Below are 17,677 nucleotides of genomic sequence, written 5' to 3' on the forward strand. Positions count from 1 at the left end.
TCAGCGTCCGAAGAGCCGCGCATTGGCCTGCTCGATCTCCGCATAATGCTGCCCGGCCTGGTTCAGTGCTGCGTTGATGCCGGCGAGGCTCTCCGCCACGTGCTGCTGGGTGGCGCGCCAATCGGTGACGACACCCTGAAACGCGCTTGCTGCCTGCCCTGACCAGGTGGATTGCAGGTTGGTGAGCTGGGTGAGCATGCCGTTCACTTCAGCCTCAATGCGTTCGCCGGTCGCACGAGCCATGGCGCTCGCGCCGACGACCTCTTCACTGTCTACTTGATATCTCGTCATGGCCACAGCGTACGAAGCGGGTGACGGTCACCACGGGCAGCGGATGTGACGTGCGCACTTACACACGAAGGCGCGGCTTGGGGAGGAGCCGCTGCTAGCCCTTGTCGGACTGACTGAGAGGCTGAGGGGCATTCGGTGACGTTGCGAGGGGCAGCCACACACGGAATGTGGCACCGCCACCCGGAGTCTCAACGACCTCGACGGTCCCGTTGTGCGTCGCGACGATCGAGGCGACGATCGCCAGTCCGAGCCCGCTGCCACCCGTTTCCCTGGCGCGGGAGGTGTCGGCGCGCCAGAAGCGCTGGAAGATCTTCTCGCGGATCTGCGGCGGGATTCCCTCTCCGTGGTCGACCACGGCGACGGAGGCGCGCTGGGTGGCCGAATCGACCCCCACCTCGATCTCGATCGGGCTCTCGACGCTGGTGAAGCGGAGGGCGTTGCCCATCAGGTTCGTGATGACCTGGCGGATCTTGTTCTCTTCCGCCATCACAATGGCCGGGGCGGCTTCGCGGTGTTCATTCTGCGTGACCGGCTCATCCAGAACTTCGACGCCGTTTTTCCTCGGGCGGCGGGTGCGCAGTCGTGCGAGCGTTGCGCCTGCGAAGGACATTGGCCCGGTGAGCGGATGCGCGTTCTGGCCCTTGGCCGCCGAAAGGGCCTGGGCGTCTGGAGCGACAGGGGTAGTGGCCTGGCCACTGGGAGCAGCAGGAATGTCCCACACTCCGGTGTCAGAGAGGGCGGGAAGTTCGGCGGTGTCGTTGAACTCAGTGCGGAGCGCGGCGGTGACGGTGACCACGCGGCCTGGCGACGACGCCATGGCGTCGAGCGCGGCGTCGCGGGCCAGCGGAACGAGGTCAACCGGAGCGAGCGCGAGTGGCTTTGCTTCATCGAGTCTGGCGAGTTCGAGGAGGTCCTCGACCAGGCCACCCATCCGGATGGCTTCCTTTTCGATGCGTTCCATCGCCTGGGCGACATCTTCTGGCGTCTGGAGGGCGCCCATGCGGTACAGCTCTGCGTAGCCGCGCACCGACACGAGGGGGGTGCGAAGTTCGTGGCTGGCATCGCCGACGAAGCGCCGCATCTGGTCAATGGTTCTGGCTCTGTCTTTGAACGCCCGGTCGATGCGGTTAAGCATGGTGTTCAGTGAGCGATTGAGCCGGCCGACCTCGGTATTGGGCGTCGCTCCGCCAAGTCGTTGGCTGAAGTCTCCGTCCGCGATCTCTGCCGCTGTTCTTTCGACCTCGCGGAGTGGCGCGAAGGTCGTCGTCACCAGAAGGTTGGTGAGTAATGCGCCCACCAGCACAACGCCGAGTCCGAACCCCAGGAAAATCGTGAGGTACGTGGCCATCGTGTTCTCGGTGGGTTGCAGCGACACTGCGATGAGCAGCGAACCGAGCGCGCCCTGGTCATTCAGTTTGAACGGGACGCTGACCGCGTGAAATGTCGTGTCGTTGGCCGAGTTGGCGAGTGTGACGATCGTGTTGCCACGCTCCGTCACCGCAGCCAGGTCCATCGGAACCGAGATCTCCGGCGTCACATCGGCCGTCGTGTGCGACAGCGGAGTGCCATTGGCGTCGAATAACGCCAGGAAGTAATCAGACGACATGCCGTCTGAGGTGCCGCTCAGCGACTCCTGCAGGGTGCTGTCCAGCCCCGTGCCGGCATCCGCTACCAGGCTTTGGTCAATCTGCTGCACCACGTACTGCTTCAGCATGGCCATCGTTCCGATTCCGGACACGAGCAGGCCAAGCGTGAGCATGAGCACGGTAACGCCCGTGATCTTGGAACGGAGTGAAATGCGGGCGAGCCGCGCAGTCAATGACTCGTGCATAAGGCCCCCAGATTACGACACCAATCTGGGACTATGCCTTTGCGGCCTTCAACATATATCCGAATCCTCGCTTGGTCTGAATGAGCGGTTCACTGGAGTGGGCATCGACCTTGCGACGGAGGTATGAGATGTACGACTCCACGATTCCGGCATCGCCGTTGAAGTCGTATTCCCAGACGTGGTCGAGGATCTGCGCCTTCGACAGCACCCGGTTGGGGTTCAGCATCAGGTAGCGCAGCAGCTTGAATTCTGTGGGGGAGAGCTCGATTGGCTCGTCGCCAACGAGAACCTCGTGGGTGTCCTGATCCATGGTGAGTTCACCGGCACGGATGACGGCATCTTCGTCGGCCTGCATCGTGCGACGCAGGATCGCCTTGATGCGTGCCACGATCTCGTCGAGGCTGAACGGCTTGGTGACATAGTCGTCGCCACCAACGGTGAGGCCGGTGATCTTGTCTTCGGTGTCGTCCTTGGCCGTGAGGAACAGGATGGGTGCCGTGTAACCGGCGGTACGGAGGCGCTTGGTGACGCCGAATCCGTTCATGTCGGGCAGCATGACGTCGAGAATGATGAGGTCGGGCTCTTCCTCAAGCACCGCAGAAATCGCCTGGGCGCCGTTTCCAACCGCGCGCACCGCGAAACCGGCAAAGCGCAGGCTGGTCGTGAGGAGATCCCGGATGTTGGGCTCGTCGTCAACAATAAGAATGCGTGGGCCATCAGTCATGCCCCCAGTATCTGCGCGTTGGCTGAATCTTTCCTGAGAGCCGTCAGTGTGCGATTGAGGCCAGCGGATGCCCGATGACAAAACTTCATTTTGCACCTAGCGTCAGTGGTGACCCCAGCGGTATGGCGGGGGACACAGGAACGAGGGCACCATGCTGAGCGAGCAGAGCTTCATCATCGTGGGCGGCGGCCTGGCAGGCGCGCGAGCAGCAGAGGCGCTGCGAGCCGAGGGCTTCCTGGGCAGGATCATCATCGTGGCGGCCGAGGACGAGTATCCCTATATCCGTCCGCCGTTGTCGAAGGACTATCTGACGGGAGCGGCGGAGCGCGAGTCGATTTTCGTGCAGGACCCCGGCTGGTACGCGGAGCATGATGTGGAGATTCTGCCGGGGGCAGTCGCTGCCGGGCTGTCGGCGGAACGTCACGAGCTCTCCCTCGCCAGTGGCCAAGTGCTGCGCTACGACAAGGCGCTGCTGGCTACCGGCGCCACACCGCGGAGTTTTGGCGGCCCAGGTGCCGATCTCGCCGGGGTGCACTCCCTCCGCACGGTGGCCGATTCGCAACACTTGCGCGCCGCGCTGCAGCCAGGGCACCGCAGGGTCGTCATCATCGGTGCCGGCTGGATCGGACTCGAGGTCGCGTCGGCAGCGAGGGGCTACGGCAACGAGGTGGTGGTGCTTGGGCAGGGCGACATCCCCCTGAGCGGGGCCATCGGCGCGGAGATGGGCGCGGTGTTCCTGCAACTGCACAGGGACAACGGCGTCGAGGTGCTCATGAATACCTCGGTGGCCGAGATCGTCGGCACTGCGACTGGCACAGCGCCGACCGGAACAGCGTCAACCGGAACAGCGTCAACCGGAACAGCGTCAACCGTCGCCGGCGTGATGCTCGGCGACGGTCGGATTGTGCCGGCCGACATCGTGGTGGTGGGAATCGGCGCCATTCCCAACACCCAGCTGGCAGCGGATGCCGGGCTGCATGTCGACAACGGGATTGTCGTTGACTCTGCCTTCAGGTCGGCGCACCCCGACGTCTATGCCGTCGGGGATGTGGCCGCTGTGTACCATCCTGTGCTCGGACATCCGCTCAGGATTGAGCACTGGGCCAACGCGGAGAAAGCAGGAGCAGCGGCCGGTCGCTCGATGGCAGGGGCGGCAGTGGCGTACGACGAGATTCCGTATTTCTACACCGACCAGTTCGACCTCGGCATGGAGTTCTCCGGGTACGGCGACCTCATGGGGGATGCAATGGTGGTGATTCGCGGCAGCCTCGACGATCGCCAGTTCATCGCATTCTGGGTGGCGGGGTCGCGCGTGGTCGCCGGGATGAACGTCAACGTGTGGGATGTGAATGAGACGGTTCAGGCTTTCATCCGCTCTGGAGTGGTGGTCACGCCCGAGCGGCTCGCCGACGAGCGTATTACGCTGGAAAGCCAGCTCACCGGTACCGCAGACTAGGGGAACGATATGACGGTTGCACCCGCAGCGACGGGGATCGTGTTTCCCGAACTGATCCATCCTGAGCGTCGAATCGGCGGGCGGGTGTTCGACTTCTCCCGGGAGGTCGCCGTGATGGCGATCATCAACCGCACACCAGACTCCTTCTACGACCAGGGTGCGACGTTCGCGCTCGACGCTGCCGTCGCCTCTGCAGAGCAGGCGTTGGCGGATGGCGCTGACTGGCTCGACATCGGCGGGGCCAAGTTCGCGCCTGGGCCACCGATTCCCATTGACGAAGAGATCGACAGGGTCGTGCCGGTCGTCGAAGCCCTGCGCGGTTCCGGCGCGATCATCTCCGTCGACACGTTCCACCCCGACGTTGCGCGTGCCGGCATCGCGGCCGGTGCCCACATCATCAACGACACCACCGGTGTGCACGACCCGGCCATTGCAGAGGTCGTCGCCGACAGCGATGCCACCCTCGTGATCACGCACAGCCTGGCGCGACCACGCATGCCATACCCGTCCCCGCAGTACGCAGATGTTGCCGCAGAGGTCGGGGACTTCCTGCGGCAGCGCGTCGCCCTCGCGGTCGAGCGTGGCGTGCCGCTGGAACGCATCATCATCGACCCTGGCCATGACCTGAACAAGAACACGATGCAGACGCTGGAGCTGACCCGCCGGTTGGCGGAGATCACCGCGATCGGCCTGCCGACGCTGGCTGCGGTGTCGAACAAGGATTTCATCGGCGAGAGCCTGGGCAGGGAACGGAACCAGCGGGTCGAAGGGTCCCTCGCCGCCGCGGTCTTCTGCATCCTGCAGGGGGCGCGGATCGTGCGGATGCACAACGTTCCAGCTGCCGTCGACGCGGTACGCATGACAGAGGCCATCCTTGGCTTCCGCGAACCCGCCTACCTGCGTCACAACATGGCGTGATCGTGACCAACGCTGACGGCACCATGTCGGTTCTGGGCCAGGACGAGATCATCCAGCGCTACTTGGTCGATGACCGCCTCACCCCACGCGTGCGGGTGAACTTCATTACCAGTCTCGACGGCGCGGCCACCTTCGACGGACTGAGCGGTGGCCTGGGCAACGCCGACGACAAGCTTGTCTTTGACACGCTCCGGATGCTGGCAGACGCGATCATCGTCGGCGCAGGCACGGTGCGCGCCGAGGGCTACGGGGGAGTGGAGCTTGCGCCCGATGCCGTAGCCTGGCGAACCGCTCACGGGCTGACGCCACAGCCGCCGCTCGCGATCGTCTCCTCGCGGCTAGATGTCGACCCGGCGCATCCGTTCTTCACAGAAGCCGTCGTGCGGCCACTCGTCGTGACGCATGCTGCGTCTCCTGCCGACAAGCGGGCGGCGCTCGCCGAGGTCGCCGACGTTCTCCTCTGTGGAGCGGATGCCGTCGACCCAGCGCAGATGGTCGCCGAGTTCGCGGCCCGCGGCTTCACGCAGCTTCTCTGTGAGGGCGGACCTCACCTGTTCGGTGCGCTGATCGAGGCTGACGCCGTCGATGAGCTGTGCCTGAGCGTCAGCCCACTGCTTGAGGGCGGACCGGCTGGACGCATCGCACGCGGCAGCACGCGAGCGACACGGCGGATGTCGTTGCTGCATGCGTTCTCAGCCGGGGACATGCTGTTCCTGCGCTACGCGCGCCCTGACCGACAAGGCTAGGCAGGCACCAGGTTCCCAGCGTCGAGGATCGTGTAGCTGTACCCCTGCTCTGCGAGGAACCGCTGGCGGTTCTGCGCGAAGTCCTGGTCGACCGTGTCACGGGCGACGAGCGTGTAGAAGTTCGCGGACAGGCCGGACTCCTTGGGGCGGAGCAACCGTCCGAGGCGCTGGGCCTCTTCCTGCCGTGAGCCGTATGACCCAGAGACCTGGATGGCGACGGTGGCCTCCGGCAGGTCAACGGAGAAGTTGGCGACCTTCGACACCACGAGCACGTTCACCTCGCCGACCCTGAACGCCTGGTAAAGGCGCTCGCGTTCGTCGATGGGCGTGGCTCCCGTGAGTTTGGGGGCGTCGAGGGCGTCAGCGAGCTCGTCGATCTGGTCGAGGTACTGGGCGATGACGAGAATGCGCTCGCCGTCGTGCCTCGCAACCAGCTGCCTGACTACATCGAGCTTCGCCGGTGCCGTGGCCGCCATGCGGTAACGCTCGTCGTCGGCTGCTGCCGCGTAGCTCAGTCGCTCTGACTGGGGCAGGTCGATGCGCACCTCGAAGCACGCTGCGGGGGAGATGAAGCCCTGGGCCTCGATCTCTTTCCACGGGGCGTCAAACCGCTTGGGGCCGATCAGGCTGAAGACGTCGCCTTCGCGGCCGTCCTCGCGCACCAGGGTGGCGGTCAGGCCGAGGCGGCGCCTGGCCTGCAGCTCCGCCGTGAGCTTGAACACGGGGGCAGGCAGCAAGTGCACCTCGTCATAAATGACCAGGCCCCAGTCCATCGCGTCGAGCAGTGCGAGGTGGGCGTATTCGCCCTTTCGCTTGGCTGTGAGGATCTGGTACGTGGCGATGGTGACCGGCTTCACTTCTTTCAGCTGTCCGGAGTATTCGCCGATTTCCTCTGGCGTCAACGTCGTGCGCTTCAGCAGCTCATCGCGCCACTGCCTGGCCGACACGGTGTTCGTCACGAGGATGAGGGTGTTGGTCTTGGCCGTTGCCATGGCGCCGGCACCGACCAGGGTCTTGCCTGCACCACAGGGCAGCACGACGACGCCGGAGCCGCCCTCGAAGAAGTTGGACACGGCCTTGTTCTGGTAGCCGCGCAGGCTCCAGCCGTTCTCGACCAGGTCGATGGGATGCGGGGTGCCAGGGGTGTACCCGGCGAAGTCTTCAGCCGGCCACCCCAGCTTGACGAGCTCCTGCTTCAGCTGTCCGCGAGCCCACGGTTCGATCAGGAACGAGTCGGGAGTGGGGTGCCCGATCAGCAGGGGAGAAATGCGCTTCGCGCGCGAGATCTCGGTGAGCACTGCCTCATCGTTGCTCCGCAGGATGAGCGCGCCATCGTCGTCGCGTTCGATGACGAGGCGACCGTAGCGGCCGACGGTCTCTTCGATATCCACCGACACGGTCTGCGGGATGGCGAACTTTGAATACTTCTCCAGCGTCGCGAGCATGTCAGACGCTGCGTGCCCAGCTGCCCTGGCGTTCCACAGTCCAAGCCGGGTGATCCGGTAGGTATGAATGTGCTCTGGAGCGCGTTCCAACTCGGCGAAAACCGCCAAATCGTGGCGGGCATCCTCGGCGAGAGGGTGTGCAACCTCGAGCAATACCGTGCGATCGCTCTGGACGATCAGTGGTCCGTCAGACATAACCGCCAATCCTACGCCTGCCGGGTGAACAGCAAGCGCGTATCACTACGGAGCTGGCGTGATGCTGATGATGCTCGAGATCGGCAGTGTGCGTTCGATGTCGGCCCGGCGATCCCTCGCCCTGAACCGGCCGCCACCCACGCTTGCCGGCTCCAGCAGGTAGTCGACGACTCCGCCGCCCGGCATCAGGATGCTCACCGTGACAGTCTGCTTTGACTTGATGGCGACATCCAGTTGCCGTGCCAGCCAGGCGCTCGGCGCAGCACTCTCGCCGCCGTCGCTGGCGCGCACAGTCTCGATCAGGGCGACTGCCGGATCTGGCAGCGGTGTGTCGACCACCCGTGCCAGCTTGTGCCGGCGCAGGTGCACGATCTCCCCCTGTGCATTCTCGGCGGCGACGGGGTACCTGGCGTCATTCAGTGCCCAGAACACGACGTCGGGCGCGAACCGGCTGGTCAGTCGGTCGTCCGCGGTGCGCACGAGCCCGAGGTGAGTCAGCGTCTGGTCGACGGCAATGGTGCCAAGCAACTCAGGGTCGTCGGACCGCACGATGGTCTGGGCAGGAGCGTCCTCGGCCTCGGCTGGACGGATACGCACCCGACCGAACCGTTCAGCCGCTTCAACGATGAGGTACTCGAGCGGCTGCGGAATGCCCGTGAGCGAGATGCCCCGCAAGAACTCAAGCAACGACGCTGCGCTCTCGCCCGCCGCCAGCGCACGGGTCACAGAGGCGTGCGAGATGCGATAGCTGGATGCCAGCTCCCTGCTTTCCACATCGGCCAGCGAGCGAAGCCGAGCATCAATCGAGGGCGCGAGCGGACCGGGGGAGACGATGGAGAGATCATGCTGCACGTAGACCTGGCCGACCTCGGCCGGCAGCGATGCGCGCACGGTTTCGATGGCGGTCGCCATGTCGCCGGCGAGTACGGCGGCACCTGCCGTGCTCGCGATCTGGTTGGCGGTGATGCCGATGAGTTCTGCGTCGCGGGCAAACTCGGTGACGCGTTCGTCCATCCACTCTCCGCCAGCCGGATACAGCCAGGAAACGAAGCTGTGCAGTCCTTCTCCCCAGGCGAGGCCTGGACGCTGGGAGAGGATGTCGCGGACGTCCTGTGGAAGCGCGGCATGCCATGACTGTGCGAGGGCCGTCCAGCGCGCCGTCGTGCCCTCAAGCAGCCAGGCCTCACCGGTCTCCGTCTCCATCCAGTGCCCGGCGTCCTTCGAGATGAGGTTGGCGCGCACGGCGATGGCGAAGATGGCGGGGACGGCGTCAGGTTCGATAGACATGGCCATGGCAAGACGTTTGGTGTCCGGCAGCCCGATGCCGCCGCGGCTCAACTCGCGCGCCGGATCCTTGGCGAGCTCGTTGATGAGTTCGGCTATGGAGGAGACCACGCTGAACGCGCGCTCCGCGGCCCGCTGATCGGTGAGCTGCTTCTCTGCCTCAGACACGGATGTGGTCACGGCGGGAATCGGGGCTGCGGCCAGCTCGGCGTATGTCGGCAGCCCGCGTTCCGGCCACCCGGCGAGCACAGCGGCCACAGCCTCGTACGGGCGTACCTGGCCGTTGGTGGTCACCAGCAAGAGGAGCGCATCGAGCGTCGCAACGCGAGCTGTAACACTCTCAACGCTGACGGATGTCCCGCTCAGTTCGCTGAGTCGTGTCGCCAACTCGGGGATCGTCGGGGCGGTCGTCGCATCCGTCATGTCCGCGGCCACGGCGAGCGTGGCCAGCATGGGGCGATCGAGATGGGAGAGACCGCGCTGGATGGCATCCGGGTTGAGGAATGCTTCAGCAAGGTCGAAGAAGTCGCGGATGCCGCTGGGGGAGATCTCGCGAATAGTGACGGCATGGCGCAACGCTGCGTCATCCATCGATCGAAGGCGCGTAGCGAGCGTAAGCATGTCGGCTACTGTCTGTTCTGCCGTGCTTCGCGGCCGCGTCGGACACCGTTCGACACCATCAGGGCGATGATGAGGACGAATCCGATGGGAAGGCCGAACAACGGCAGTGTGATGACCAATGGCCACGCACCCTGGCTGAAGCCATCGTTGGCGCCGACCCCGCTCGACGTACCGATAATGACGGCGAGGAACGCGAGGATGGAGACGCCGACCACGCCCGCAACCATGTAAGCCAGAATGCGTTCGAGCCGGTTGGCGGACTGCGTAGGTTTATTGGTCACTCTCTTAGGATACGGGGCGAGAGCGCTACCAAACGAATAAGCTAGTTGAGAAGACGCGCATTTCAGCGCGCCCGGAACACAGCGAGGTTCACATGCCCACCGGCAAGGTTAAGTTCTACGACGAGGAGAAGGGCTTTGGCTTCATCAGCTCCGATGATGGCCAAGAGGTCTTTCTGCACGCTTCAGCGCTGCCCGCTGGAGTGAGCGTGAAGGCCGGCTCGAAGCTTGAGTTCGGCATTGCCGATGGCAAACGAGGCGCGCAGGCACTGTCCGTGCGCGTTCTCGAATCCCCGCCCAGCCTGGCGAAGCTCAGCCGCAAGCCCGCAGACGACATGGCGATCATCATCGAAGACCTGGTCAAGGTCCTCGACGGCATCGGCACCAACCTGCGTCGCGGCCGTTACCCGGAAAGTTCGCACAGTAAGAAGATCGCCGCGATGCTCCGCAAGGTGGCAGAGGAACTTGATGCCTGATTCAGACCCCACGACAGACGCCGAACTCGCGCACGACGATGCGAGCGACGGTGCCGGGTCTGCGGTTCCGATCGATGCCGACGAGGCACTCCTCGCCGCGGTCGATCTCGCGCGCGCCGAACTGACGAAAATCACCCCGGCAGAGACCGTCGGCGAGCCCATCGGTCACATCGTCGAGGGGAAGCACGTGTTGTCGCTCCTGTTCGAGTGCACCATGACCGGATACCCCGGGTGGCACTGGACGGTCAGCATGTCCCGCATCGACGAGAACTCAGCGCCGTCGGTGCTTGAGACCGAGTTGATGCCGGGCAGCGATGCGCTGCTGGCTCCTGACTGGATCCCGTGGTCTGAGCGGCTGAGCGACTATCGGGCAGCCCAGGACCTCGCCGCAGCGCTTGCCGTTGAATCCGGTGAGCTCGACGAGCTCGACGAACTCGACGACGACGATGAAGAACTCGACGACGAAGAACTCGACGATGAAGAGCTCGACGACGAAGAGCTCGACGACGAAGACGAACTCACCGATGGGCTCGACGAAGAGGAACTGGACGAGCTCGACGACGAAGAATTCGGTGACGAGGACAACGGTGTTGATGCCCTCGACGGCATTGACTTCGACGGCGCGCTTGACGGCGCGCTATCGACGTCGGAACTGCACCCAGACGAGTCCGACGATGCCGAGGACGACTCCGATGAGAGCGCACCAGAGCCACCAGTCGAGGCCGTTGGCGCGCAGCTGACCGGAGAAGACGAGAAGCACGACTAAAGCGATCAGCCAGGCGACCGTACCCGCTACATAAGCCTTACGCGCATCAGTGCGCGCAGGCAGCGGGTCCGGTCGCCTTTCGCTGTCCTTCAGCCAGAGACGCATGGGGCTGCTCAGTTCCCCATATTCTCGACGACGAATTCGATCGACGAGACGAGCTGTCGAACATCCGCTGGCTCGATGGCCGTGAACGTTGCGACGCGCAGCTGGTTGCGGCCGAGCTTGCGGTACGGCTCGGTGTCGACGATGCCGTTGGCGCGCAGGACCTTTGCGATTGCCGCAGCGTCCATCTGCTCATCGAAGTCGATGGTGACGACGACCTGCGAGCGGTGGTCGGGGTTCGTGACGAACGGCGTTGCATAGTCGACACGCTCTGCCCAGTCGTAGAGAACGGATGACGACTCGCGCGTGCGTGCAGACGCCCACTCAAGGCCACCGTTGTCGTTCATCCAGGAGATCTGGTTTTCAAGCAGCAGCAGGGTGGAGAGCGCGGGGGTGTTCAGCGTCTGCTTGAGCCTGGAGTTGTCGACAGCGTTCTTGAGGCTGAGGAACTCGGGGATGTAGCGGTCGCTGGCGTTGATGCGCTCCACGCGTTCGATGGCGGCCGGAGAGAACAGGGCCATCCAGAGTCCGCCGTCTGAGGCGAAGTTCTTCTGCGGTGCGAAGTAGTAGACATCCGCCTGTGAGGCGTCGAAGTCGATGCCGCCCGCCGCGCTGGTGGCGTCGATGACGGTGAGCGCACCAGCGTCGCCGTGCACGCGAGTGACCGGGGCCATGACACCGGTCGAGGTCTCGTTCTGCGGCCAGGCGTACACGTCAACGCCCTCCGTGGCGACGAACTCGGCGCGGGAGCCTGCCGGAGCGGAAATGACATCGGGGGCCTCGAGGAACGGTGCCGCGGCGGCGGCGGCGAACTTCGATCCGAACTCGCCGAAGGTCAGGTTCTGGCTGCGACGCTCGATAAGGGAGAAGGCTGCGGCGTCCCAGAAGGCGGTGGACCCGCCGTTGCCGAGGACGACCTCGTAGCCCTCAGGTGCACGGAAGAGATCTGCCAGGCCGGACTGGACGCGGCCGACCAGGTTCTTCACCGGAGCCTGGCGGTGCGACGTGCCGAGGATGCTGGCGCCGAACCCGGCGAGGTAGTCGACCTGTTCCTGCCGAATCTTGGACGGTCCGCAACCGAAACGTCCGTCGGCGGGCAAGAGGTCAGAGGGAATAGTCAGATCCGGCATAGGGAGATTCTAGTTGGCACCAGTGCGACGGGTAAGGTTGACCCAGCGCCAAAATGCGGGACGCGATCTGCGCGAGTGAGAGGCCGGTATGACGGATCTAATCGACACCACTGAGATGTATCTCCGGACGATTCTTGATCTGGAGGAAGAGAACATCGTTCCCCTCCGGGCACGGATCTCTGAGCGCCTCGGGCACTCTGGTCCCACGGTCTCACAGACCGTCGCACGCATGGAGCGAGACGGCCTCGTCGTGGTCTCCGGCGATCGACACCTCGAGCTGACCGCGGCTGGCCGCAGCAAAGCCGTGCATGTCATGCGCAAGCACCGGCTTGCGGAGCGACTGCTCAGCGACGTCATCGGGCTCGAGTGGGAGTTCGTTCACGACGAAGCATGCCGCTGGGAACACGTGATGAGTGAGCAGGTCGAACGCAAGATCCTCGAGATGCTCGGTCACCCCACTGAGTCACCATACGGAAACCCCATTCCCGGCCTCGAAGAATTGGGCCATGCTCCCGCAGCCCCGTTCATGCAGGGCGTCACCAGCGTTGTCAATGTGGTCGCGCGCTCGAGCGGACCCGTGACCGCCGTCATCCGTCGCCTGGGCGAGCCGGTGCAGTTCGACCCTGAGCTGCTTGCGCAGCTGAAGCAGTCCGGCGTCATGCCGGGGAACACCGGCGTTTTCTCGGCATCCGTTGGCTCGTACGTGCTCGTGCAGGTTGACGGCTTTGTCGACGGTATTGAGCTGCCGAACGAGGTCGCGAGCCACCTGTTCGTGACGACTCCGATTGTGGCTGAAGCAGCCCCGTTCGATTCGATCGATCGCTCGGGTATCCCCGACGACAGCGGCCGCTATCGCGTCTGACCCACCCAGAGTGGGGCCCAAATTCGTTATCAACTTGTGAGCGAATTTTGCAGTCAAGGTGACAAATCGGCCGGGGTGCCGTAGCGTCGAACGCGTCCCACAGACCAGAAGTCGGTCGAAGGACTTCGAACTAAGACGCCTCCTTGGCCCGTCTCTTGGCTCGGAACGCACGCGATTAGCGCATTGGACGGGGCAACTACCTAGTGTTGTTGAGGCGCCGGAGGTTCACACTTTGGCTGAATTAGGTAAGAGACGATCCGTTTCGAGGGTGTCCTCGAAACACAATGAAGTATCCGGACCCGAGTCTGGCCTTGCGACGCGACAGGTCGCGCGCACAGCGACGCCCAAGCGTTCCTTTCGACGCGGCGTTGCAGGCAACGTTGTCGTCATGGCGCTGGCCGGCGGCTTGATCGCTACGGTGGCCCTGCCGGCGTACGCATTCGCCCCTGGGTCACAAGGCACACAGTTCGCCGCAACAGAGTCAACGCAAGAGACCAAAGCCGGCGCACAGGAAGTAACGGTGGACGCTTCGGCGGCCACCGTTTCAGTTGCACGTGACGGATTCACCGCTACCAGCCCCGAAGAACTGTCCGCCTCGAAGGCGGCGAGCGAGGCCGCGGCACGAGTCGAAGCAGTTGCCGCTGAAATGGCCAGCTACGCATCGGCGTACTCCGGCCCCTCTGTCGCAGAGTACCTGGCCAACCCGGCCTACCCGAACTTCGACCTGGCATCCGTTTATAACGTTGCGCTGCAGTACCAGGGTGTTCCCTATGTCTATGGCGGAGCGACGCCCGCCGGCTTCGACTGCTCCGGATTTGTGATGTACGTGTACGCACAGTTCGGAATCAGCCTGCCGCACTCGTCCACGGGCCAGGGTGCCGCCGGTACGCGAATCTCGCTGGCAGATGCGCAGCCTGGTGACCTCGTCATCATGGACGGGCACGACGGCTTCTACGCCGGTAACGGCAACATGCTGCACGCTCCGTACGAGGGAGCATCGGTGCGAGTACAGCCAATCTGGACAAGCGATTACTACATCGTTCGCTTGGGTATTTGATTCCCGCAAGGTGAACACTTGTACTTTCGGCGCGCCTCGACTTCGCGGTGCGCCGAAAGTGAGTTAACCTGTTGCCCTGATGTTCTGCGGATTCTTGAAAGAGCCACTGCGCGAACGACGCACGATCCACTCCATGGGTTCGTGCGGAACTTCTGCGCGTCGGCATAGCAGCCAAACATGTCAGGGCCACCGCGTAGTTTCTCGTGTGTCCTCCTGGGCGTTGTCATTGTGACAGCGCCCTTTTTGTTTGTCCGCTCGCTTTCTCTCCGCTGTCTCAGCGAGTAGTTCGAATGGCTGGAAGCCGTCCAGTCTTCTTCGAAAGGGAGCACATGCGCACACTGGTCCTCAACGCGGGGTATGAGCCCCTCGCCGTGGTGTCATTCAAACGGGCCCTCATCCTGGTCATGAATCAAAAGGCAACGATCGTGCAGAGCGATCTCGAACACCCGGTCTGGACAGCCACAGACACGTGGGAGCGCCCCAGCGTGATCCTGTTGTCTCGCTATGTCCGTATCCCGCGGGCACGATCGGTGCCGGTGAGTCGCCGCGGTGTCTTGCGACGCGATGATCACCTCTGCTGCTATTGCGGAAAGTCTGCGAGCACGATCGATCACGTGCTGCCGCGTTCGCGGGGAGGGCGGGATACCTGGGACAACCTGGTGGCCTGCTGCCTGCGCTGCAATAACCAGAAGAGTGACCACACGCCCGCAGAAATGGGCTGGGAGATGCTGACGTCACCTCGGGTGCCGCAGGGCGGAACCTGGGTGGTGCGGGGCGCTGAAAAGCCGATGCCGCAGTGGGACGCGTTCCTGATGTCAGCTGCGTAGAGATCCGTGCGTACGAATGTATCGCGCATTGATGACAAGGCGCTGCGCTTCCCGTAATGTTGGGACGTCCCCCCCCACCGGCAACTGGTACTTCAGAGGATCGCACTTGATCGAACCCAGTACGTCAGGTTCTCCCGAGAATCACGACGCATTACCTTCGCGGCGCGCCCTTCGCGCCCAACGGGAGGCGGAAGAGGCTCAGCGGATCGAACCGACGACTGAGGTCACGGTCGTCGCCCATCAGGTAACGGTTCCCGCGGTTACGCCACCGTCAACGCCAACGCCAACGCCAACGCCCGCGCCGGTCTCTGTCCAGATTCCGATTCCGGTGACAGCCCAGGTCCCGTTGGTTCGGCCCAGGACCAGGCGACCAGCGCCAAAGGCCGTCGTTGCAGCGGCCGCGCCGACCAACATCCGCTCACCGCGTTCCAAGCGCAAGAATCCCCTGACGACGGCGTTCACGCTGATCGCGATTCCGGCACTGTTCCTCACAACGGCGCTGCCGGCCTATGCCTTCTCCCCTGGCAGGGGAAAATCACTCGACGCCAGCTCAGAACATGACCGGGCGACCGCAGGCGCACAGGGACTCGAAGTCTCGGCCGGTGCGGCTCTCGTAAGCGTGTCGCGCGACAACTTCACGGCGACCAGCCAGGAAGAACTCACGCAGCGCACGCTCGATGCCAAGCGCACCGCCGCGATCGAGGCAGCCAGGGCATCGGCCGCTGAGTTCGCCGTGCGTGGGGTGCGGGCCGAAGGTGACGACTACCCCTGGCCGTATGAAGCGACCGACGGGCAGGGCGGCGGGCTCTCACCGCTCGGCTATTACTACCGCGAGTGCGTTGACTTCGTCGCCTGGCGACTCAACCGTGACGCTGGGGCGACATCAGGCGGATGGCGCTGGACGTGGAACAGCATGACACCCGGCGGCGGCAACGCATCGAGCTGGGCTGGGGCGTGGGAGGGCCACGGCTGGGCGACGAGCAACACTCCCATCGCCGGAGCAGTCGCTTGGTTCAACTACAACCACGTGGCATACGTGCAGTCCGTCGGTGCCGACGGCTCGGTCGTGCTCGAGGAGTACAACTGGATGGGCAGCCACGCGTACCACACACGAACGGTGGCGCCTGGCGACGTCGCGCTGTACCTCTACCCGCCGGTTTAGACGCTCTCGTTGGTCGAGGAGGCCGGCCACGGCCGTCTCGAGACCGCTACTGCAGTGACGAGGTCAGCCGCGCCAGGCTGTCGCCGACCTTCTCGATGACGGGGCGTTCCTGCCAGCCATCGAGGGTGAGCAGCGAACTGTTGGCCCGATAGCCGTCCTGGACGACGCGCATCCGCTCGGCGAATTCTTCGCCCTGGATCAGCACAGAGACCTCCATGTTGAGGCTGAATGAGCGGATGTCCATATTGCTGGAGCCGACGATGGAGACGCAGTCATCAATGGTGAAGTGCTTGGAGTGCAGCACCGTCGGCGGGCGATACAGGTAGATCTTCACGCCGGCTCGCAGGAGCGCCTCATAGTAGGAACGCTGCGCGTGGTACACGAGCACCTGGTCGCCGATCTCAGATACGAAGAGTTCGACATCCACTCCGCGTGAGGCTGCGGTGATGATCGCGAGGAGAGTGGATTCCTCAGGCACGAAGTACGGGCTGGTGATGCTGATGCGCCGCTGGGCGTTGTGGATGAGCATGGTGTAGAGCTTGAGATTGTTGTCATTCTCGAAGCTCGGGCCACTCGGCAGGATTTGCGCGTCGAGGAGAGACGGATCGGGGGCGAGTACGACGGGGGTGGTGTTGAGCGGGAGGAGCGCATCCGTTTCGCTGAACCAGTCGGTCACGAAGACGGCATCGAGCTCGCGCACAACGGGCCCCTCAAGCCTGATCATGAGTTCGTGCCAGTGCAGGCCGCGATCGATGTTCTTTTGCTTGTGGTACTGGTCGTCGATGAGGTTCTGCGAACCCGTGAAACCGACGGCGCCGTCAACGACGACGAGCTTGCGATGGTTGCGGAGGTCGGGGCGCTGCCACTGCCCGCGCAGGGGACGAAGCGGAAGCATCGCCTCGAATTCGATGCCGTTGTCGCGGAGGAACCCCTCGGTCTCGCGGCGGTTCGGGTACATCAGGCTGGCCACGTGATCGGCCAGAACTCGCACGCGCACGCCACGTGCCGCAGCGCGAGCCAGTGCGTCGAAGAAGCCGGCCGTGCTTGCGTCGCGCACGAGAATGAAGAATTCGACGTGCACGAAACTCGTCGCGCGATCAATCTCGGCCGCCATGGCGTCGAACGAGCCCTGATAGTCGTCGCTCAGATCGATACGGTTTCCGCCCACCATGGGCAGGGCGCCCAGGTTGAGGTTGAGCTGGGCTGCCGAGTGCAGCCAGACCGGCCATTCGTTGCCGTGGCTCACCTGATCGAGGCCGACGGTGCGCTGCAGGATGCTCTGGCTCACGCCTCGCTGCTTCTCGCGGCGAGCACGGGGCAGGCGGCTGAAGCCGACCAGGAGAAATGCGATGGCGCCGATGAACGGGATGAAAATGATGGCGAGCAGCCAGGCGATGGCGGTCGAAGGGCGCCGGTTTGCCGAGATGATGATGATGGCAATCGTGCCGAGGACGACGTGGATGATGACCAGCGCCAGCGCGGACATATCGAGATCTGACAATGCAT

General features: G+C 64.1%; 17 protein-coding genes and 1 pseudogene. 9 read left to right on the forward strand and 9 right to left on the reverse strand.

The annotated features are described in order from the left end of the window. The 3 genes from AC25Y4_RS12635 to AC25Y4_RS12645 all read right to left on the reverse strand — a co-directional run bounded on the left by AC25Y4_RS12635 (position 1) and on the right by AC25Y4_RS12645 (position 2,846). Positions 1–291, reverse strand: a complete 291-nt coding sequence (locus AC25Y4_RS12635; protein ID WP_488120769.1) for a WXG100 family type VII secretion target — start codon at positions 289–291, stop codon at positions 1–3. A gap of 94 nt (positions 292–385) precedes the next feature. After that, positions 386–2,122, reverse strand: a complete 1,737-nt coding sequence (locus AC25Y4_RS12640; RefSeq protein WP_488120770.1) for a sensor histidine kinase — start codon at positions 2,120–2,122, stop codon at positions 386–388. Positions 2,123–2,153: 31 nt separating this feature from the next. After that, positions 2,154–2,846 carry a response regulator transcription factor gene (locus tag AC25Y4_RS12645; RefSeq protein ID WP_414802590.1) on the reverse strand — a complete coding sequence of 231 codons (693 nt, stop codon included), beginning with the start codon at positions 2,844–2,846 and terminating at the stop codon, positions 2,154–2,156. Positions 2,847–2,997: 151 nt separating this feature from the next. On the opposite strand from AC25Y4_RS12645, the gene AC25Y4_RS12650 reads away from it, so the two are divergent. The 3 genes from AC25Y4_RS12650 to AC25Y4_RS12660 are packed head-to-tail and all read left to right on the forward strand — an operon-like array spanning position 2,998 to position 5,966. Further along, positions 2,998–4,302, forward strand: coding sequence for an NAD(P)/FAD-dependent oxidoreductase (locus AC25Y4_RS12650; RefSeq protein WP_488120771.1), 1,305 nt, complete (start codon positions 2,998–3,000; stop codon positions 4,300–4,302). A 9-nt stretch (positions 4,303–4,311) separates the two neighbouring features. After that, entirely contained in the window at positions 4,312–5,220 is a 909-nt protein-coding gene (gene folP, locus AC25Y4_RS12655; RefSeq protein ID WP_488120772.1) for a dihydropteroate synthase, read from the forward strand. Positions 5,221–5,222: 2 nt separating this feature from the next. Continuing rightward, positions 5,223–5,966, forward strand: coding sequence for a pyrimidine reductase family protein (locus AC25Y4_RS12660; protein WP_488120773.1), 744 nt, complete (start codon positions 5,223–5,225; stop codon positions 5,964–5,966). On the opposite strand, the gene AC25Y4_RS12665 is transcribed toward AC25Y4_RS12660, so the two are convergent. Genes AC25Y4_RS12665 through AC25Y4_RS12675 form a run of 3 tightly spaced genes read right to left on the reverse strand, consistent with a single transcriptional unit; the run spans position 5,963 to position 9,792 of the window. Then, positions 5,963–7,606: a DNA repair helicase XPB gene (locus tag AC25Y4_RS12665; protein WP_488120774.1), complete on the reverse strand. Its 1,644-nt coding sequence runs from the start codon at positions 7,604–7,606 to the stop codon at positions 5,963–5,965. The two genes, AC25Y4_RS12660 and AC25Y4_RS12665, sit on opposite strands and share 4 nt — an antisense overlap. Before the next feature lie 45 nt (positions 7,607–7,651). Beyond that, positions 7,652–9,511 carry a helicase-associated domain-containing protein gene (locus AC25Y4_RS12670; RefSeq protein WP_488120775.1) on the reverse strand — a complete coding sequence of 620 codons (1,860 nt, stop codon included), beginning with the start codon at positions 9,509–9,511 and terminating at the stop codon, positions 7,652–7,654. Positions 9,512–9,516: 5 nt separating this feature from the next. Next, the gene (locus tag AC25Y4_RS12675; RefSeq protein WP_488120776.1) at positions 9,517–9,792 is read right to left on the reverse strand and encodes a hypothetical protein; all 276 of its coding nucleotides are present in this window, start codon (positions 9,790–9,792) and stop codon (positions 9,517–9,519) included. A gap of 92 nt (positions 9,793–9,884) precedes the next feature. Here AC25Y4_RS12675 and AC25Y4_RS12680 point away from each other — a divergent pair, with 92 nt between their 5' ends. Together AC25Y4_RS12680 and AC25Y4_RS12685 are read left to right on the forward strand one after the other, a co-directional pair. Beyond that, positions 9,885–10,265: a cold-shock protein gene (locus AC25Y4_RS12680; protein ID WP_488120777.1), complete on the forward strand. Its 381-nt coding sequence runs from the start codon at positions 9,885–9,887 to the stop codon at positions 10,263–10,265. Beyond that, positions 10,258–11,031: a DUF3027 domain-containing protein gene (locus tag AC25Y4_RS12685; protein ID WP_488120778.1), complete on the forward strand. Its 774-nt coding sequence runs from the start codon at positions 10,258–10,260 to the stop codon at positions 11,029–11,031. The genes AC25Y4_RS12680 and AC25Y4_RS12685 overlap by 8 nt, the downstream gene beginning before the upstream one ends. Here the strand turns inward: AC25Y4_RS12685 and AC25Y4_RS12690 are convergent. Both AC25Y4_RS12690 and serC read right to left on the reverse strand, forming a co-directional pair. Next, positions 10,972–11,136 (reverse strand): annotated as a pseudogene (locus AC25Y4_RS12690) (DUF2530 domain-containing protein); the annotation flags it as partial. The gene AC25Y4_RS12685 and the pseudogene AC25Y4_RS12690 sit on opposite strands and share 60 nt — an antisense overlap. A gap of 8 nt (positions 11,137–11,144) precedes the next feature. Next, positions 11,145–12,263 carry a phosphoserine transaminase gene (gene serC / locus AC25Y4_RS12695; RefSeq protein ID WP_488120779.1) on the reverse strand — a complete coding sequence of 373 codons (1,119 nt, stop codon included), beginning with the start codon at positions 12,261–12,263 and terminating at the stop codon, positions 11,145–11,147. A gap of 88 nt (positions 12,264–12,351) precedes the next feature. Between serC and AC25Y4_RS12700 the strand changes: the two genes are divergently transcribed. The 4 genes from AC25Y4_RS12700 to AC25Y4_RS12715 all read left to right on the forward strand — a co-directional run bounded on the left by AC25Y4_RS12700 (position 12,352) and on the right by AC25Y4_RS12715 (position 16,171). Continuing rightward, positions 12,352–13,125, forward strand: coding sequence for an iron-dependent transcriptional repressor DtxR (locus AC25Y4_RS12700; protein WP_488120780.1), 774 nt, complete (start codon positions 12,352–12,354; stop codon positions 13,123–13,125). A gap of 268 nt (positions 13,126–13,393) precedes the next feature. Beyond that, positions 13,394–14,182, forward strand: a complete 789-nt coding sequence (locus tag AC25Y4_RS12705) for a C40 family peptidase (protein WP_488120781.1) — start codon at positions 13,394–13,396, stop codon at positions 14,180–14,182. Between the two features lie 329 nt (positions 14,183–14,511). After that, positions 14,512–15,009 (forward strand): HNH endonuclease, encoded by a 498-nt coding sequence (locus AC25Y4_RS12710; protein ID WP_488120782.1) that lies wholly within the window; start codon positions 14,512–14,514, stop codon positions 15,007–15,009. 106 nt (positions 15,010–15,115) lie between these two features. Beyond that, positions 15,116–16,171 (forward strand): CHAP domain-containing protein, encoded by a 1,056-nt coding sequence (locus AC25Y4_RS12715; RefSeq protein WP_488120783.1) that lies wholly within the window; start codon positions 15,116–15,118, stop codon positions 16,169–16,171. Between the two features lie 46 nt (positions 16,172–16,217). Here the strand turns inward: AC25Y4_RS12715 and cls are convergent, their stop codons facing one another. Next, positions 16,218–17,657 (reverse strand): cardiolipin synthase, encoded by a 1,440-nt coding sequence (gene cls / locus AC25Y4_RS12720; RefSeq protein WP_488120904.1) that lies wholly within the window; start codon positions 17,655–17,657, stop codon positions 16,218–16,220. Positions 17,658–17,677 lie beyond the last annotated feature (20 nt).

This window comes from Leifsonia sp. Y878 (genome assembly GCF_057669685.1).

What these genes read in the sequence shown, in the direction of transcription:
- AC25Y4_RS12635 (WP_488120769.1), bottom strand. Translation starts at nt 291, where the DNA reads ATGACGAGATATCAAGTAGACAGTGAAGAGGTCGTCGGCGCGAGCGCC.
- AC25Y4_RS12640 (WP_488120770.1), bottom strand. Translation starts at nt 2,122, where the DNA reads ATGCACGAGTCATTGACTGCGCGGCTCGCCCGCATTTCACTCCGTTCC.
- AC25Y4_RS12645 (WP_414802590.1), bottom strand. Translation starts at nt 2,846, where the DNA reads ATGACTGATGGCCCACGCATTCTTATTGTTGACGACGAGCCCAACATC.
- AC25Y4_RS12650 (WP_488120771.1), top strand. Translation starts at nt 2,998, where the DNA reads ATGCTGAGCGAGCAGAGCTTCATCATCGTGGGCGGCGGCCTGGCAGGC.
- folP (WP_488120772.1), top strand. Translation starts at nt 4,312, where the DNA reads ATGACGGTTGCACCCGCAGCGACGGGGATCGTGTTTCCCGAACTGATC.
- AC25Y4_RS12665 (WP_488120774.1), bottom strand. Translation starts at nt 7,606, where the DNA reads ATGTCTGACGGACCACTGATCGTCCAGAGCGATCGCACGGTATTGCTC.
- AC25Y4_RS12670 (WP_488120775.1), bottom strand. Translation starts at nt 9,511, where the DNA reads ATGCTTACGCTCGCTACGCGCCTTCGATCGATGGATGACGCAGCGTTG.
- AC25Y4_RS12680 (WP_488120777.1), top strand. Translation starts at nt 9,885, where the DNA reads ATGCCCACCGGCAAGGTTAAGTTCTACGACGAGGAGAAGGGCTTTGGC.
- AC25Y4_RS12685 (WP_488120778.1), top strand. Translation starts at nt 10,258, where the DNA reads ATGCCTGATTCAGACCCCACGACAGACGCCGAACTCGCGCACGACGAT.
- serC (WP_488120779.1), bottom strand. Translation starts at nt 12,263, where the DNA reads ATGCCGGATCTGACTATTCCCTCTGACCTCTTGCCCGCCGACGGACGT.
- AC25Y4_RS12700 (WP_488120780.1), top strand. Translation starts at nt 12,352, where the DNA reads ATGACGGATCTAATCGACACCACTGAGATGTATCTCCGGACGATTCTT.
- AC25Y4_RS12710 (WP_488120782.1), top strand. Translation starts at nt 14,512, where the DNA reads ATGCGCACACTGGTCCTCAACGCGGGGTATGAGCCCCTCGCCGTGGTG.
- cls (WP_488120904.1), bottom strand. Translation starts at nt 17,657, where the DNA reads ATGTCCGCGCTGGCGCTGGTCATCATCCACGTCGTCCTCGGCACGATT.